This is a genomic window from Gemmatimonadaceae bacterium (genome assembly GCA_019637445.1).
Taxonomy (GTDB): Bacteria; Gemmatimonadota; Gemmatimonadetes; order Gemmatimonadales; family Gemmatimonadaceae; genus Pseudogemmatithrix.
The window spans coordinates 2,104,982-2,121,395 of the sequence record JAHBVS010000001.1 but is presented as its reverse complement, the minus strand read 5'-3'; the positions used below and the strand labels follow the sequence as shown (position 1 = coordinate 2,121,395).

Sequence of the window (16,414 nt, the reverse complement as noted above, 5' to 3'; positions counted from 1 at the left end):
GCGCATCAACGTGCAGTGACGGAGTTTCTCGTTCACGACCTTGGCCTCCGCAGCTATGCGGAGGCCTTGGCGTTTCAGCGCGAGTTGGCGGCGAAGCGGATCTCCAAGGAGGTCACGCAGGACGTGCTGCTACTGGTCGAGCATCCACCGGTGGTGACCCTGGGCCGCTCGACCAAGCAGGAGAACCTGCTGTTCACGCCCGAGTTGCTCACGCAACGAGGCGTCGAGCTGTTCGAGGTGGAGCGTGGCGGGGATGTCACCTTCCACGGGCCCGGACAGATCGTGGGTTATCCGATCGTGGACCTCGCGGAGCACAGGCAGGACCTACATTGGTATCTGCGGCAACTCGAGGAAGTCATGATCCGCGCGGTGGCGCCGTTTGGCGTTGTCGCGGAGCGCGTGTCGGGGAAGACGGGCATCTGGACGCGACCGGCGCTCGACGACGCCGGAACGGTGGTGCGGCCCGCGCGGAAGCTGGCGAGCATCGGCGTACACGCGCGGCAGTGGGTGACCTGGCACGGGTTTGCGCTCAACGTCACCACGGACCTCAGCTACTTCGACCTGATGGTGCCCTGCGGGTTGCCGGGAGTCGACATGACGTCGGTGCAGCGCGAGATGCTGGAGCTGAGAGAGAGCGGGCTTTGCATGGCGCCTTCGCCGACACTGTTGGACGATGTTCGCGAGGCAACCGTCAGCGCGTTCTCGGCGGTGTTCGAGCGCAGGCCGCGTGCGGAGGCTGCGCCGACGCTGTAGGCGCTCGGCTGGCACGACGGCAGGTCCCTTGAAGTTCAGGCGGGAACGCCATGATTTCGTCGGCGGGCGCTTGGTGTCGCCTAGCCACAGCTTCGGGATATATTCAGGGTCCGATGTCCGGCGACCCCCGCGCCTACCCGCCCCGTGAGCGAACCGTCGAGCCACGCCGTACGGTGGACTTCGCCGGTGAGCTCAACGACGCGCAGCACCAGGCGGCCACGCACCCAGACGGGCCGCTGCTCATCGTAGCGGGCGCTGGCACGGGCAAGACCCGCACACTGGTCTATCGCGTCGCGCATCTCATCGAGCGGGGCGTCCCGCCCCAGCGCATCCTCCTGCTGACCTTCACGCGCCGCGCCGCGCAGGAGATGCTGGCCCGCGCCGAGCGCCTGGTCGGCAACACAAGCCGCGGCGTGCACGGCGGCACCTTCCACGGCACGGCCCATCGTCTGCTCCGCCGCTTCGGCCCCGAGGCCGGCCTGCCGGGCGACTTCACGATCCTCGACCAGTCCGACGCCGAGGACCTGATGGGCCTCTCGCGTACGGCACTCGGGCTCGGCGACAAGACCAAGCGCTTCCCCAAGAAGGAGACGCTGCACCACGTGTACTCGCGGCACGTGAACACGGACATCCCGGTGGGCGCGATCCTCCGCGAGGAGTATCCGCGCTTCATCGAGTTCGAGGACGAGGTCGCGAAGGTGTTCGCGGACTACACACAGCGGAAGCAACAGCGCGACCTCGTCGACTATGACGATCTGCTGCTGTACTGGGCGATGCTGCTCGAGCACGTGCCAGCCGTGGCGGACCGCGTGGCCGCGCTCTACGACCACATCCTGGTGGATGAGTACCAGGACACCAACGTGCTGCAGGCCCGCATCCTCAAGGGGATGTGCCGCGTGCACCGCAACCTCACCGTGGTCGGCGACGACGCACAGAGCATCTATGCCTTCCGCGGTGCGACCATCCGCAACATCCTCGACTTCCCGCGCGACTATCCCGGCGCGTCGGTGGTAACGCTGGAGGAGAACTACCGCTCCACGCAGCCCATCCTCGACGCGACAAACCTGCTGATCTCCCGCGCCGAGGAGCGCTACAGCAAGGAACTGTTCACCAAGCGCACGGGCGGTGAGAAGCCTTGGCTGGTGACGGCGCAGGACGAGTCGCAGCAGACGCGGTTCGTCGTGGACCGCATCCTCGAACTGCACGAGGAGGGCATCCCCCTGCGTGAAATGGCCGTGCTCTTCCGTGCGGGCTACATGAGCGCGGACCTCGAGATCGAACTCACCGCGCGCAACATCCCCTTCGACAAGTGGGGCGGGCTCAAGTTCCTCGAGGCGGCGCACGTGAAGGATGTGCTGGCCTTCCTGCGCGTGCTGGAGAATCCACGCGACGAGGTGAGTTGGTACCGTCTGCTGCTGTTGATGCCCGGCATCGGCGAGGTCACGGCGCGGAACGCGGTGCAGTCGATGGCCGACCTCGCGTGGTCGCACGAGTCCTTCGGGCGCTTCACACCCCCGCCCCGCGCCCGCGAGGCGCACGCCGCGCTGGTGCGGCTGCTCGCCGACCTCCGCACGCAGTCCGGCGGCGACGAGGGTCGCGTCGGCCGCGAGATCGCCCGCGTCCGCGCGCTGTACGACGACATCCTGCGCGAGCGCTACGACCGCGTGGATCCGCGCCTCAGTGACCTCGACCAGCTCCAGACCATCGCCGGCGGCTACCCCGACCGCGGCAGCTTCCTCTCAGCGCTCGCTCTCGAGCCGCCCAGCGCCACCAGCGACTTGGGCTTCGGCGGAGACACGGAGGACGACACGCTCATCCTCTCCACCGCACACAGCGCCAAGGGCCGCGAGTGGGACGCCGTGTTCGTCATCTGGGCCGTGGACGGCTGGTTCCCGATGTCGCGCGCGCTGGGCTCCGACGAGGAGATCGAGGAGGAGCGCCGCCTGATGTACGTCGCGATGACCCGGGCGCGGAACCACTTGGCCGTGAGCTATCCGCTCAATGTCTACGACACGCGGCGCGGCGCGGACTACTCGCTTGATCAGGTGTCACGCTTCTTGGACCGCGGGGTCCGCAGGGCCTTCCAGAAGGTCGTATTGCGGAATGAGATCGACACGGCGGGGTCCAACGCCTCCGACGCCCCGCCCCCCGCCGTCGAGGTGGACGTCCGGGCCTTGCTCCGAAACCGCTTCGGTCCGGGCACGCAGTAATCCGGCCTCCGCTGGCGGCACAAGCCAGGCGAACGCGGAGTCAGCCATCGCCGCGGGAATCAGGTGGCCACCCGTGTGCGTGATCAGCCTCGTCGGATATCCCCATGTCTCCAGCTGCGGGATGATCTTATCCGTCACGTTCGAGTACGGGAGGATTGGGTCGTGCGTCCCGTGCATCAGCAGGACCTCTGGCCGACCGCTGCGCTGCGGGGCAACCAAGAATCCCGCCGCAAACGCCGCAATCTTGGAGAAGCGGTCGCCGTTCGCGATCCCGAGCGAGAGGGCGTAGGTCGCACCATCGGAGTGCCCGGCAATCCAAGTCCGACTGCCCTCCACCCGCGAGCGCCGCAACACGTACTCCACCGCCTCGGAGATGCGCTCGATGTCGTGGCCGAACGCACCGGTGGCGATCACGTCCCAGGTCTGGAAGCGCGACTCGGGGGCGAGGATCAGAATTCCCGACGATTCGGCGTAGGGGACGAAGGCCTCGAGGATGTTCGCGGAGTGGCCACCGGCGCCGTGGAGCAACACGAGCATCCCGATGGGCGCGTCCGCTGCGTAGGTGGTCGGCGCATACACGTGCCCGAGGATCGTGGCATCCGCCCCGAGCACCGCGGATGTCCCGACGGGAAGCTCGCCGCTGCGCACGGGGTCCCAGCGCAGGGAGAGTCGCGCGTCCCCGAGCCCGCCGCCGCGCCCCGGGGCGAGGGCGCAGGAGGCGCAGACGACCACGCTGAGGACGGCCACGCGGAGTCGAACCGATCGATGCATCATTCGCGAGTCGTGAGAATCGCGGCGATCGCCGCCGGCAGGCGCCCGCCACTGGAGGAAAGCGCGGCTTCGAATTCCTCGATGCCGCTCAGATACACCCGCCGCGCCAGCAAGGCGGCGTTGTCCAACGGCACACGCGCTGCGTACTGCGCTGGGATGGTCCGGAGTCGTGGCCCAACCTCGGTCACCAGCGCCGTCCGGGCCGCCGTGTACATCGAGTCGCGGATCGCCATGCGCCGACCGCGCGCTGGATCGCCGGGGTTGGCCTTGAACGCCGAGTCCATCGACAGGTAGAGCCGCTGCCAGAAGCCAGCGAGCAACTGATCGTCCGCCCAGCGAGCAGCTGCCCGCAGCGCGTTTGCCGAGTCGCCCCGAGTCAGGAAGAACCACTCGGCCCCACGCGCTCCGACAAAGTTTGCGAAGCTCTCGTTGAACGTGGCGTCGCCTGGGATGAACACCCGATTGTGTGTGATTTCGTGGATGACGGTGTTCACCAGGTCCGTGGAGTCGGCGCGCGCCGTCGTGGACAGCAGGGGATCGTTGAACCAACCGAGCGTCGAAAAGGCCGCCGCGGGACGCAGGTAGGTGTCGAAGTCCTCGTCCTCGAGCGCCTGCCGCGCGTCCAACGCATCGCCACGCCGAAAGAACCCCTTGTACGGCAACCGCCCCACGAGGGGATAGCGCCAGAGCTTTGGGACCAGCGCGTCGCGTCGCGCGCCTGACAGAACCAACACCAGCGTATCCCGTTCCAACTGCGTGAACTGCGTGAACGCCTCTCGCACCGGGAAGCCCAGCGAATCCGCGGCGAAGGCGCGCGCCTCGAGCACCAGGGCCAGCTTGTCGCGCAGTTCCGCGCTCACCGTCGGATCGGCCACCACCTCGGCGATCGGACGGCGCGCCGCGAGGATCTTGCCCTCCTCCCACCCGGCGCGGACCAGATAGCGCCCCAGCGGGGTCGCCGCGAGCAGCGCGAGCCCGAGCGCGAGCAGCGTGCCCAGCCCCAAGCCGAGTCGCCGCAGCCACTTACGCCACCCAACCGTCGCCGTTGTCAAGAGGAAACCAGTCCCAAGTTCACGCCCCAAGCGGATGCGTCAGGCCCCCGACGCGGCTATCCTATTTCTGTGTCCTTCGTCCACCTGCACTGCCACTCCGAGTACTCGCTCCTCGACGGCGCGAACCGGATCGATGACCTGATCAAGCGGGCCCAGGAGTTCGAGCAGCCCGCCCTCGCCATCACCGACCACGGCAACATCCACGCCGCCTGGGAGTTCCAGGAAAAGGCCCGCAAGGCCGGCGTGAAGCCCATCATCGGGATGGAGGCCTACGTCGCCCCCAGCGACCGCCGGCAGAAGACCCGCGCCCAACAAGGCGAGAAGAACTATTTCCACCTCGTCCTACTCGCCCGGGACCTGCAGGGTTACAGAAATCTCGTGAAGCTCACGTCGCTGGGCTACACGGAAGGCTTCTACGGAAAGCCGCGGGTGGACCGCGAGCTGCTCGCCAAGTACAACGAGGGCCTCATCGTCTCCTCGGCCTGCATGGCCGGCGAGGTTGCGCAGCACCTGCTCGAGGACCGCTACGAGGAGGCCAAGGCCGCCGCCGCCTGGTACGCCGACGTCTTCAAGGACCGCTACTATCTCGAGGTGCAGGCCCACGAGGCCGGCGAGCAGCGCAAGCTGAACGACCTCGTCTTCAAGCTGAGCCGCGACCTCTCCCTACCCGTGGTCGCCACCAACGACGCGCACTTCCTGCGCGCCGAGGACCACGAGTCGCACGACGTGCTGCTCTGCATCGGGCTCAAGAAGGACCGGCTCGATGCCGACCGCATGCGCTACGATCGCGGGCTCTACTTCAAGAGCGCCCCCGAAATCGCGGCGCACTTCAAGGGCCACCCCGAGGTTCTCGAGAACACGCTCAAGATCGGCGACGACGTCAACGTCATCTTCGACAAGAAGTACTACGTGCCCTCGTTCCCGCTACCCAAGGGTGTGAAGAGCGAGAACGACCTGCTGGTGAAGATCTCCACCGAGGGCGCCAAGCAGCGCTACGGCGATCCGCTCCCGGCCGAGGTGAAGGAGCGCCTCGACTACGAGCTCGGCGTCATCACCAAGACGGGCTACGCAGGCTACTTCCTCATCACGGCGGACTTCATCAAGGCCGCCCGCGACCGCGGCATCCCCGTGGGCCCCGGACGCGGCTCGGCGGCCGGCTCGCTGGTCGCTTACGCCACCGGCATCACGAACGTCTGCCCGCTCAAGTTCGACCTGCTGTTCGAGCGCTTCCTGAACCCGGAACGCGTCTCGATGCCCGACATCGACGTCGACTTCTGCGAGGAACGCCGCGCGGAGGTCATCGAGTACGTGCGCAACAAGTACGGGCGCGACTCGGTGGGCCAGATCATCACCTTCGGGACGCTCAAGTCGCGCGCCTGCATCAAGGACGTGGGCCGCGTCCTCGGGTTCTCCCCGGCAGAAACAGACGCGATCGCCAAGCTGATCCCCAACCAGCCGAACTTCTCGCTCACGGTGGCCGAGGCCATCGAGAAAGTGCCCGAGGTCCGCAAGCTCTACGAGCAGGACGAACGGCACCAGCAACTATTCGACTTTGCAATTGCGCTCGAAGGCCTCTCGCGCCACGCCGGCGTGCACGCGGCCGGCATCGTCATCGCGCCTGGCCCGATCGATGAGTACGTGCCCGTCTGCACGCAGGAGTCCAAGGGCTCCGGCAGCGACGGCGATGAGCGCGTGGTGGTCACCCAGTACGACATGGTCGCGCTCGAGAAGGCCGGGATGCTCAAGATGGACTTCCTCGGCCTCACCACGCTGACCATCCTCACGGACGCGGTGCGCGCCATCAAGGAACGCCGCGGCGTGGAGATCGACCTCGACGCCCTGCCGCTGGACGACGAGGCTACCTACCGCATGCTGCGCGCGGGCCGCACCGCCGGCGTGTTCCAGTTCGAATCGCCGTTGGCCACCGACATGGTCCGCGCGATGCGTGCCGACCGCTTCGACGACCTCGTCGCCTCCAACGCGCTGATGCGCCCCGGCCCGCTCGACGCCGGGATGCACAAGGTCTACCAGCGCCGCAAGCGCGGCGAGGAACCGGTCAGCTACCAGCTGCCCGAGCTCGAGGAGATCCTCTCCGCCACCTACGGCGTCATCACCTACCAGGAGCAGGTGATGCGTATCGCGCAGCGGCTGGCGGGCATCTCGCTCGCCGAAGCTGACGTGCTGCGCAAGGCGGTGGGCAAGAAGGACGTCGAGCTCATCCTCAAGGAGCTCGGCAAGTTCCAGGAAAAGGCGGTCGCCAACGGCTTCCCACCCAAGGTCATCGAGGACATCGCCGGCCAGATCGAGACCTTCGGCCGCTACGGCTTCAACAAGTCGCACTCGGTCGCCTACTCGATCCTGTCGTACCACACGGCCTACCTCAAGGCGCACTATGCGCCGGAGTTCATGGCCGCGGTGCTCTCCGCGAGCATCGGCGACACGGACGCGGTCGTGAAGTACATCAACGAGGCCCGCGACCTCGGCCTCGAGATCCTCCCGCCAGACGTCAACGAGTCGGGCTGGAAGTTCACCGTGGTCGGCGACACGCGCATCCGTTTCGGACTCGGCGCCATCCGCAACGTTGGCCACAGCGCCGCCGAGAGCATCAGCTCGGCGCGCACCGAGAAGCCGTTCAGCTCACTCTACGACCTTACCGAGCGCGTCGACCTGCGCACCTGCAACAAGCGCGTCTTCGAAGCGCTGATCCACGCCGGCGCGCTCGACTCCCTGCCCGGCCACCGCGCGCAGTTCCTCTCCGCGCTCGACGGCGCCATGCAGCATGCATCGCTCGCGCAGGCGGAGATTGCGACTGGACAGGGCTCGCTGTTCGGCGACCTCGGCGGCAGCGAGGACGACGCGCCGCCACTCCAACCGACGCTGCCGACGGTGAAGGAGTTCAGTGAGAGCGAGCGCCTCACCGCCGAGAAGGCCATCCTCGGCTTCTACATCTCGGGGCACCCGCTCGAACCGTTCCGCGCCGAGTGTGAACTGCTCGCAACGCACACGGTCGCGCAGTTGGGCGAGTGGAGCCCCGAGGCCATGGCCCTAGGTGGCGTGATCACCGCCGTGCGCCGTCAGATCTCCAAGAAGTCCGGCGCAGAGTTCGCCCGGCTCACGGTCGAGGACTTTGCCGGCTCCGCCGAACTGCTGGTCTTCCCCGAGGCCTGGGCCGCCATCGGCGACCGCGTGCAGACCGACGTGCCGGTGCTCATCAAGGGCGGCTACTCGCGCCGTGATCAGGGCGCCGACAACCCCACCTTCATCGTGGAAAGCATCACGCGCCTGGCCGAACTGCGCGCCACGGGCCAGTTCGCCGTCTCGCTGGACCTCGACGCCGAGTTCAGCCTGCCGGCCGAGGTGATGCGCGACGTGCGGGCGGTGGCCGAGGCCCATCCCGGTTCCGCCCCGTTGGAGCTACGTTGGAAGGGTATCGATGGGAGCCCGGCCCGCCTGCGGTCGAGCTCCCTCAAGCTGTCCACCGCCGGTCCGGCCCTGCTGGAGCTCCGCTCCCTGCTCGGCCCCGAGCGCGTGCGCCTCGTACGCGGGAGCTGACTTGGGCACCTCTGCACTGGAATTCGAGAAGCCGCTGGCCGAGCTGGAGAAGCAGATCGAGGAGGTCCGCCGCGTCGCCGAGGAGCAGAAGCTCGACGTCGACAAGCAGATCGCCCCGCTGCAGGAGAAGCTCGGCGAGATGCGGCGTAGCATCTATCAGAACCTCACGCCGCTGCAGCGCGTGCAGGTCGCGCGCTCGGCCAAGCGGCCGTTTACGCTGGACTATCTGCGCCTCGCCTTCAGCGACTTCATCGAGCTGCACGGCGACCGCGCCTTCCGCGACGATCCGAGCATCGTCGGCGGCTGGGCCCGCCTCGACGGCGAGACAGTCATGGTCATCGGCCACCAGCGAGGCCGCGACACCAAGGAGAACCTGCACCGCAACTTCGGGATGCCGCATCCCGAGGGGTATCGCAAGGCACTGCGCCTGATGAAGCTGGCCGAGAAGTTCCACGTGCCGATCATCACGATGATCGACACACCAGGGGCCTGGGCCGGACTCGGCGCCGAGGAGCGCGGCCAGTCGGAAGCCATCGCGCGCAACCTCTATGAGATGAGCGACCTCCAGGTGCCGATCGTCGCGCTGGTGATCGGCGAGGGCGGCTCGGGCGGCGCACTCGCGTTGGGCGTGGCCGACCGTATCCTGATGCTCGAGAACTCCGTCTACTCGGTGATCACGGTCGAGGGCTGCGCGGCCATCCTGTGGAAGGACGGCAAGAGCCCGGAGATGCGCGAGAAGGCGGCCGCCTCGCTGCGCATCACGGCGGACGACCTCGTGAACCTCAAGATCGTGGACGAGATCATCCCTGAACCGCCAGGCGGGGCGCACGTCAATCACGCCGAGACGGCCAAGGCCGTGCGCGAGGCAATCCTGCGCAACGTCGATGAGCTGCGTGGGCTGAAGCCCGACAAGCTCGTGCGCCGTCGCCGCGAGAAGTACCTCAAGATGGGTGCCTTCAGCGAGTGACCGCTCCAGCCGTCGAGACGCAGACGCACCTCGTCGAAGTCGAGTTCAAGGGCAATCGGCGGGTCTTCTACCAGTTCCAGGCGGAGACCGCGCCGTCGCCCAAGGCCGCTGTCATCGTGCAGGTGGACCGCGGCGAGGACCTCGGGCGAATCTACAGCACCGGCGAGTTGGCCGAGACGCGAAAGGTGGGCACCACGCACGGCAAGGCTGCGCCGAGCGAACTGCCCAAGGTGGTCCGCCTCGCCAAGCCCGAGGAAGTCGACCGCAGCATCCGCCTGCGCGCCGACGAGCACGCGGTGCGCAAGGCAGCCATCGAGTTCGCCCGCGAACTGAAGCTCGACCTCAAGGTGAGCGACACCGAGTGGCAGTGGGACCGCCGCAAGATGACGGTCTACTTCACGGCCGAGGAGCGTGTCGATTTCCGCGAGCTCGTGCGTCGCCTCGAGCGCCGATTCTCGACGCGGGTGCACATGTGGCACATCGGCGTGCGTGACGAGGCGCGGCGGCTCGACGGCATCGGACGCTGTGGGCGGCAGTTTTGCTCCGCGTCCTGGCTGCCGGAGCTGCGTCCCGTGAAGTCGAGCACGGCCAAGGACCAACGCCTCTCCACGCTCAATCCGTCGCAGATCTCCGGCACCTGCGGCCGCTTGATGTGCTGCCTGCGCCACGAGCACGAATTCTACGTGCAGCAACGCAAGCGCTTTCCCAAGGAAGGCAAAGTCATCCAGACCGCGCTCGGCGAGGAAAAGGTCGTCAGCAACGACATCTTCCGTGACCTGGTGACGTTGCGCACGGTGGCGGGCGAACACCGGACGATCCCGCTGGCGCAGCTGCGCAAGGAAACCGCGCCGGGGGTGGTCCCGACCGACGACGAGGCCGCCGCGATGGCGGGCACGCTCGTGACGCTGGGACGCGGCGGCGAGGACGATGCAGACGACCAGCACGAATCCGAGTCGCACGACGGCGCGACCGCCGAGCTTGACGACGAGGCACTCGCGGAGGCCCGCAGGACGCGCGCGCTCGGAATCTCAGTCGACAAGACGCCCCGGGAAGGTGACCCCGGCTCTGGTCCGTCGAAGCGGTCCGCGGAGCACGTCGGGGCCGTCCCAGACAGCGCCGAACGTGATCAGGCCGAGCCTGACAGCGCGGAGCCCGACAGCGCGGAGCCCGACAGCGCGGAGCCCGACAACGCGGAGCCCGACAGCGCCGCGCCCGCAGGGTCCGACGGCGAACGCCGCCGACGGCGGCGGCGCGGACGCCGCGGGGGTCGGCGCGGACGTGGTCCGCGCGGCAACGGAGAGCCTGGCAGCGGCCCGTCCGGCGGGCCGGGCGGCGCCACACCGCCGCAGTAACTTTCGCCGATGGCCCGCTTCTACCTCACCACCGCCATCGACTACGCGAACGGCGCACCGCACCTCGGTCACGCCTTCGAGAAGATCGGCGCGGATGCCATCTGCCGCTTCCGCCGACAGGCGGGCGACGACGTCTGGTTCTTGGTCGGCATGGACGAACACGGCCAGAAGGTCGCCCGGACGGCCGCAGACGCAGGCCTCGAGCCCCGGGCCTTCGTCGATCGCATCGCCGAGCAGTTCGCAGCGATGTGGGCGCGGCTCTCGCTCTCGCACGACCAGTTCATGCGGACGTCCGCGCCCGAGCATCACGCGGCGGTCACACAGCTGCTGGAGCGCATCTTCGCCACCAGTCCCGACGACTTCTACGAGCGGTCGTACACAGGGCTCTACTGCGTGGGCTGCGAGAGCTTCAAGCAACCGGCGGATATCGTGGATGGGCGTTGCACGCTGCACCCGACGCGCACGCTGGACGAGGTGACGGAGCGGAACTGGTTCTTCCGGCTCTCGCGCTACGCCGACGCGCTCAAGGCGCATATCCAGAAGCACCCGGCGTTCATCCAGCCAACCTCGCGACGCAACGAGATCCTGGCGCTGCTCGACGAGGGCCTGGACGACATCTCGGCCAGCCGGGCGCGCTTCGACTGGGGCGTCCCCTTCCCGCGGCCGCTCTCCACGGGCGAGCGACAGACAACCTACGTGTGGTTCGACGCCTTGCCGAACTACTGGTCCGCGCAGTTCTTCCCGGGATCTGGCGCCACGTGGCCTGCCAGTGTGCACGTCATCGGCAAGGACATCACCCGCTTCCACGTGGTGATCTGGCCGGCCATGCTACTCGCCGCCGGGCTTCCGTTGCCGGAGCGCGTGTGGGCGCACGGCTTCGTCACGCTCGGTGGCGAGCGTTTTTCGAAGAGCGCCGGTGTAAAGCTTGAACTGGGTGAGGCGGTCGAGCGCTTCGGGCCCGACGCCTTCCGCTACTTCCTCCTCCGCGAGATTCCGTTCGACGGCGACGGGTCGTTCTCCTGGGAGCGCTTCGAGGCCGTGTATACGGCCGAGCTGGCAAACGGCCTCGGCAACCTCGCAAGCCGAACCATCGCAATGGTCGAGAAGTACTGTGAGGGCGTCGTGCCGGCTGGAGATCCGACGGCCAGCGATGTCGCCGATCGGGCGGACTACGAGGCGGCACGCCGGGCTATGGACGGCTCGCGTGGCTACCTGATCCACGAGGCCCTCGAAGCCATCTTCAACACCGTGGCGCGCGCGAACCAGGCGATCCAGGACGCCAAGCCATGGGTGCTGGCCAAGGACCCCACGCAGCGCCCGGCACTGGAAACGGTGCTGGCCTCCCTGATGCGTCAGCTGGCCCGTCAGGCTGTCTACCTCGCCCCTGTCATGCCGGGAAAGGCGCAGGCGCTCTGGGACGCCCTGGGCGGGCCAGGGAGCGTGCACGGCATCCGTTTCGACCAAGCGGACGCTCTGGACTGCGCGGGGTGGCATGTCGCCAAGGGAGAAGGGCTGTTTCCTCGACCCGAACCCACAGGTGGGGCGGCCGCGCGCTGAGCGGCCGATACTTGGGGAGACTGACCGACCTCCGGTGACCGGGGCCAGGGCCTAGCGGTCATCTCCAATGCCCAGACTCAGCAGCCACTGAGTCGTATCGGATTTTCTTCGGTCCTGACCAAACCCCTGTCCGCGTAGATTTCTGGGATGCCCGCGAAGCGCCGCTGGACCCTAGTCCTAGTACCACCCCGCAACGAGAATGCCCGGACCTTTTCCCTCCCGGTCTGGACGTTTCGTGCGTTGGGTTGGTCGCTCGCGGGCGGCATCCTGCTGGTGGGATGGGCCGTGGTCGTGTTGTTCACGCCCTGGGGCACGCCGGGAGCCCGCGTGGTCGCGGCGCAGAACGAGGCGCTGCAACAGGACATCGCGCTCATCGAGCAGCGCTTCCGCGTCCTTGACGATACCCTCCGCTCCATCGCGCGGCGCGAGGAGCAGATGCGGATGCTTGCCGGCCTTCCCGTCGAGGCGTCACCGGTTCGCGAGGCCGACATCGGCGAACTCGACAGCGAGGCGAGCACTGAAGTCGTCGCGCTCGACGCCAGCCTCAGCGACGTCGGCGGCGGCTCACGCCCGACGGCGAGACGACCCTTCCTCGGCCGCCTGGGATGGAGCGCGCGCCCGGACATCGACGGCCTTATCAACCGCGCGAGCTCGCTGGCCAGCGGCTTCCGCGACGTCTCGGACACGTTGGAGAGCAACTTCCGGCGCTTTGCCAACACGCCGAGCATCCTGCCAACCGCAGGCTGGCTCTCGAGCCAGTTCACGAAGAGCCGCTTTCACCCGATCCTGCACGAAAATCGTCCGCACAAGGGCATCGACGTCACGGCCCCGACGGGAACACCGATTGTCGCGCCCGCCGCGGGACGCGTCGTCTTTGCCGGCAACGACAAGGGCTACGGCCTGACGGTGGAAATCGACCACGGCAACGGGATTCGCACGCGCTTCGCGCATTGTTCGCGACTGGCCGTGCGCGTGGGGCAGCAGGTGACACGCAATCAGCTGATCGCCGCGGTAGGCTCTACCGGCCTCTCCACGGCGCCGCACCTGCACTACGAGATCCACGTCAATGGCCGGCCGGTGGATCCGCTCACGTACGTGTTGCCGGACGCGGGGCCGTAACGGCAACAGCACCTGCTTGCCAAAGAGACACAGAGGGCGTCGACGCGAGACCCCTCTGTGTCTTCTTTCTTTGGAACTGATTGGGGCGCGGCGGAACGTTTTGTCCGCCGCGCCCCTTAGGCTGTTGCAGTTGGTTTGGAGACAGAGGCGAACCTGCATTCTCAAACCTCTGTGTCTCTGTGCCTCTGTGGCGGCCGTTGCAGTTCAGACGCTAGAACTTCACTTCAGGCGCCTCACGCGCTCCTGGCGAGGTCACCTCGAAGTACTCCCGCGCCTTGGCCCCGGTGACCTTTGCCGTCAGCACCGCCGGGAAGCGCCGGATGTACGCGTTGTAGTCGCGCACCGCGTTGTTGTAGTCCGTGCGCGAGACCGCGATCCGGTTCTCGGTCCCCGTCAGTTCGTCTTGCAGGCGCAGGAAGTTCTGATCGCTTTTCAACTGTGGGTAGTTCTCAGCGATCGCCAGCAAGCGACCCAAGGAGCCGGTGAGGCCTTCATTGGCATTGGCCATCTCACCGATGTTGCCGCCCCGCACCGCACCCGAGAGCGCGGCCCTGGCCTGGGCCACTTCGGTGAAGATGCGCTCCTCCTGCGCCGCGAAGCCCTTCACCGTGTTGACGAGATTCGGCACAAGGTCCGCACGGCGCTGCAGCTGCACCTCAATCTGCTGGCGCGCGGCGGCGGCGCCCTCGTCCATCGTCTGGATCGTGTTGTAGCCGCAGGCCGAGAGCAGCAGCGGCAGGACCAGCAGGTACCACTTGGCCTTCATCGGGATACTCCTCCTGGAAGTCATTGGAAGATAAGGCGCGGGCACGGTGCAGGCTCAGTCGATGCCGGAAGATCCCGGGTGCACCAGCGCGTCGACGTAGGCAACAAATCGCTGCAGCCCTGCGTGGTACGCGGTCAGCAGCTGCGTGACCCCTGCAGCATCGAGGGCCGCCGTCCCCGCAGTGTGCGCCAGCAGGCGCTCAAACGGCAAGGCCTCGAATCCCGCGATCGCGGCAGCGGCCTGCACGACTGCCTCGGGCTTTGGCGGCACCTCCCAGCCCTCCAGGCGCAGCAGCGTGCGGAAGAGCGTGAGGACCGTTCCCTTACTGACCAGGAGCAGTTGCAGCGAGCGTTCCGCGTCGCCGGCACCCACCAGCATCCCCTGCCGAAGGTGGATCAGCGCGCCCATCGCCTCGTACTCGAGCTGGCTACGCAGGTCCTCCGGGGAGGGGGCGGGCTCTGCGGGCAGCTGCCCAGCCACGAGCTCGTGCCGGGCGGCAATATCTGCGTGCTCCATCGCGAACACGTCGCGCGTCGACCGCCACTCGCCCTCCGTCAGGATCAGGGGTGCCGGCTGGCCTGAGGCGGTCCACTCGCGCACCGCCTCGCCAGCCGCGGCACTGGTGGCGTCACGCCATCGTCCGACCAGCACCAGCAGGTTCATCGTGCCACGGCTGGGCTCCGGGCGACCAACCGCGGAGCCGTAGAGCACCACGGCTCGCAACTCCTCGCCAAACGCCGTCGCTAGCCGGTCTGTGAATCCCCGCAGTGTCTGCTGGGCCATCCTAGAACCCCCCACTTGAGCCGCCGCCAGAGAAGCCGCCACCGCCACCGAAGCCGCCGAAGCCACCACCGCCAAAGCCACCGCCCCCGAAGCCACCACCGCCGAACCCGCCGCGACCCATCGGCAAGATCACGATGCCGCCGCGCCGCCGCCGGCGCCCGCCGCGACCACCTCGACCGCCACCGCCGCTCAGCAACGCCACGAGCACGAAGAACGCGATGATGATCAGGATCGGCGGAATCCCACGCTCGCGCACCTGTCTCCGCGGCGGCACCAGGGCCGAGTCCAGCGAGAACCCGAACTCTGCCGCGTACCGCTCGGCGAGCCGGGCCGTGATCAAGGCGAGCCCGCCGCCGTAGTCCCCGGCGGCAAGCAAGGGAGTGGCCTCACGACGAATGTCGCCGGCCACCGCATCCGGGACGAAGCCCTCAGCGCCTTGGCCGACTTGGATGCTGATGTGTCCGCGGCCGTCCCGGCTCGTCTCGCGGGGCACCAAGAGCACCACGATGCCCGCGTTCCGCGCGCGGTCGCCGACATCGGCACGCGCGCCGACGCCCCAGGCCCGACCAATCTGCAGCGCGATATCCCCGACATCGCGTCCCTGGATGTCGGCGAGGGTCACCACCGCAATCTCGCCGCGCGAGCCCGCACGGACTCGTTCGATGAGCTCCGTGATCTGGGCTTCGCGATCCGCTGGGATGACGTTCGCCACATCGGTGACGAATCCGCTGGGTCGCGCGGGGAACAGCGGCTCCTGCGGCAGCGCGAGCGCGGCCGCGAGCGCCAACGTGAGGATCACTGCGGCGGGCGACGGTCTTGCATACGGGCGGTGTAGAGCATCACCACGCCGTGCTGCGCACGATTGCCGTAGGTAATCAGGGCCTCGGTGGGCCCGATGACCGCGACGAACTCGATGTCGCGGACGTTGATCTGGTTGAAGGTCACCTGCCCAAAGTACTGGTCGTCGATGAACACCGTCATGCAGCCGTTCGTGACCAGGCTCCGGATGCAGTTGGCCGAGATCATAACGCTGGACAATCCCAACGCCTTCAGCATCGCATCGAGGTTCATCGCCCGCTCACGGATCGGACGGACCCGCTCGGGGGGATAGACGCGCCATCCACGGCTCCGCGCGTTCCGCAGCCGCTCCTCCGTGGCGACACTCATGGTCTCCGTGGTGCGACTCTCCTCGAGGATCGCAGGGCTCTCGTCGACCAGGAGATCCACGTCCACGGTATCGCGATCGACAAACTGCAGGGCGTCCGTCAGGGTCGGCGTAATGCCGATGCGCCGGATGCGAATCCGGAACTCGCCGAGGGTCGTCACGTGCAGCATGAACTGGCCTGCCGAGTCGGACCGTGCCGCGGCGACCACCTGCCGTAGCGTGTCCAGGGCCTCGACCGTCGCGTTCGCCATTGGCGTCCGGGACTGGTTGGAGATGATGCGGCCGCGGACCACCTGGGCTGCGGCGTCGGCGGCCGAAAGGGCGCCGAGGCCGAGTGCAAGAACAAAAAACAACGCAACACGCGGGA

General features: G+C 67.7%; 12 protein-coding genes. 7 read left to right on the top strand and 5 right to left on the bottom strand.

Features of this window, described 5'->3' with window-relative positions; all coding sequences use genetic code 11:
• Positions 1-15 precede the first annotated feature (15 nt).
• Positions 16-753, top strand: a complete 738-nt coding sequence (gene lipB / locus KF709_09440; protein ID MBX3174623.1) for a lipoyl(octanoyl) transferase LipB — start codon at positions 16-18, stop codon at positions 751-753.
• A gap of 113 nt (positions 754-866) precedes the next feature.
• Complete coding sequence (locus KF709_09435) at positions 867-2,963, top strand: ATP-dependent helicase (protein MBX3174622.1); 2,097 nt, start codon at positions 867-869, stop codon at positions 2,961-2,963.
• Positions 2,964-3,733: 770 nt separating this feature from the next.
• Here the strand turns inward: KF709_09435 and KF709_09430 are convergent.
• Entirely contained in the window at positions 3,734-4,786 is a 1,053-nt protein-coding gene (locus KF709_09430; GenBank protein ID MBX3174621.1) for an aminopeptidase, read from the bottom strand.
• A gap of 69 nt (positions 4,787-4,855) precedes the next feature.
• Here KF709_09430 and dnaE point away from each other — a divergent pair, with 69 nt between their 5' ends.
• From dnaE to KF709_09405, 5 genes are all read left to right on the top strand, one after another.
• Complete coding sequence (gene dnaE / locus KF709_09425) at positions 4,856-8,338, top strand: DNA polymerase III subunit alpha (protein ID MBX3174620.1); 3,483 nt, start codon at positions 4,856-4,858, stop codon at positions 8,336-8,338.
• Positions 8,220-9,305, top strand: a complete 1,086-nt coding sequence (locus KF709_09420) for an acetyl-CoA carboxylase carboxyltransferase subunit alpha (protein ID MBX3174619.1) — start codon at positions 8,220-8,222, stop codon at positions 9,303-9,305. Before dnaE ends, KF709_09420 begins: the two co-directional genes overlap by 119 nt.
• A complete protein-coding gene (locus KF709_09415; GenBank protein ID MBX3174618.1) occupies positions 9,302-10,657 on the top strand; it encodes a hypothetical protein in 1,356 nt (451 codons plus the stop codon). Before KF709_09420 ends, KF709_09415 begins: the two co-directional genes overlap by 4 nt.
• A gap of 9 nt (positions 10,658-10,666) precedes the next feature.
• Positions 10,667-12,214, top strand: a complete 1,548-nt coding sequence (locus KF709_09410) for a methionine--tRNA ligase (protein MBX3174617.1) — start codon at positions 10,667-10,669, stop codon at positions 12,212-12,214.
• Between the two features lie 147 nt (positions 12,215-12,361).
• Positions 12,362-13,333 (top strand): M23 family metallopeptidase, encoded by a 972-nt coding sequence (locus KF709_09405; GenBank protein ID MBX3174616.1) that lies wholly within the window; start codon positions 12,362-12,364, stop codon positions 13,331-13,333.
• Between the two features lie 211 nt (positions 13,334-13,544).
• On the opposite strand, the gene KF709_09400 is transcribed toward KF709_09405, so the two are convergent.
• From KF709_09400 to KF709_09385, 4 genes are read right to left on the bottom strand one after another with little or no spacing between them, the layout of a single operon-like run.
• Complete coding sequence (locus KF709_09400) at positions 13,545-14,099, bottom strand: LemA family protein (GenBank protein MBX3174615.1); 555 nt, start codon at positions 14,097-14,099, stop codon at positions 13,545-13,547.
• Positions 14,100-14,153: 54 nt separating this feature from the next.
• Positions 14,154-14,882, bottom strand: coding sequence for a hypothetical protein (locus KF709_09395; protein MBX3174614.1), 729 nt, complete (start codon positions 14,880-14,882; stop codon positions 14,154-14,156).
• A gap of 1 nt (position 14,883) precedes the next feature.
• Positions 14,884-15,681 carry a TPM domain-containing protein gene (locus KF709_09390; GenBank protein ID MBX3174613.1) on the bottom strand — a complete coding sequence of 266 codons (798 nt, stop codon included), beginning with the start codon at positions 15,679-15,681 and terminating at the stop codon, positions 14,884-14,886.
• Complete coding sequence (locus tag KF709_09385; GenBank protein ID MBX3174612.1) at positions 15,678-16,400, bottom strand: carboxypeptidase regulatory-like domain-containing protein; 723 nt, start codon at positions 16,398-16,400, stop codon at positions 15,678-15,680. Before KF709_09385 ends, KF709_09390 begins: the two co-directional genes overlap by 4 nt.
• Between the last annotated feature and the right edge of the window lie 14 nt (positions 16,401-16,414).

What these genes read in the sequence shown, in the direction of transcription:
- KF709_09410 (MBX3174617.1), top strand. Translation starts at nt 10,667, where the DNA reads ATGGCCCGCTTCTACCTCACCACCGCCATCGACTACGCGAACGGCGCA.
- KF709_09405 (MBX3174616.1), top strand. Translation starts at nt 12,362, where the DNA reads ATGCCCGCGAAGCGCCGCTGGACCCTAGTCCTAGTACCACCCCGCAAC.
- KF709_09395 (MBX3174614.1), bottom strand. Translation starts at nt 14,882, where the DNA reads ATGGCCCAGCAGACACTGCGGGGATTCACAGACCGGCTAGCGACGGCG.
- KF709_09435 (MBX3174622.1), top strand. Translation starts at nt 867, where the DNA reads ATGTCCGGCGACCCCCGCGCCTACCCGCCCCGTGAGCGAACCGTCGAG.
- KF709_09420 (MBX3174619.1), top strand. Translation starts at nt 8,220, where the DNA reads ATGGGAGCCCGGCCCGCCTGCGGTCGAGCTCCCTCAAGCTGTCCACCG.
- KF709_09400 (MBX3174615.1), bottom strand. Translation starts at nt 14,099, where the DNA reads ATGAAGGCCAAGTGGTACCTGCTGGTCCTGCCGCTGCTGCTCTCGGCC.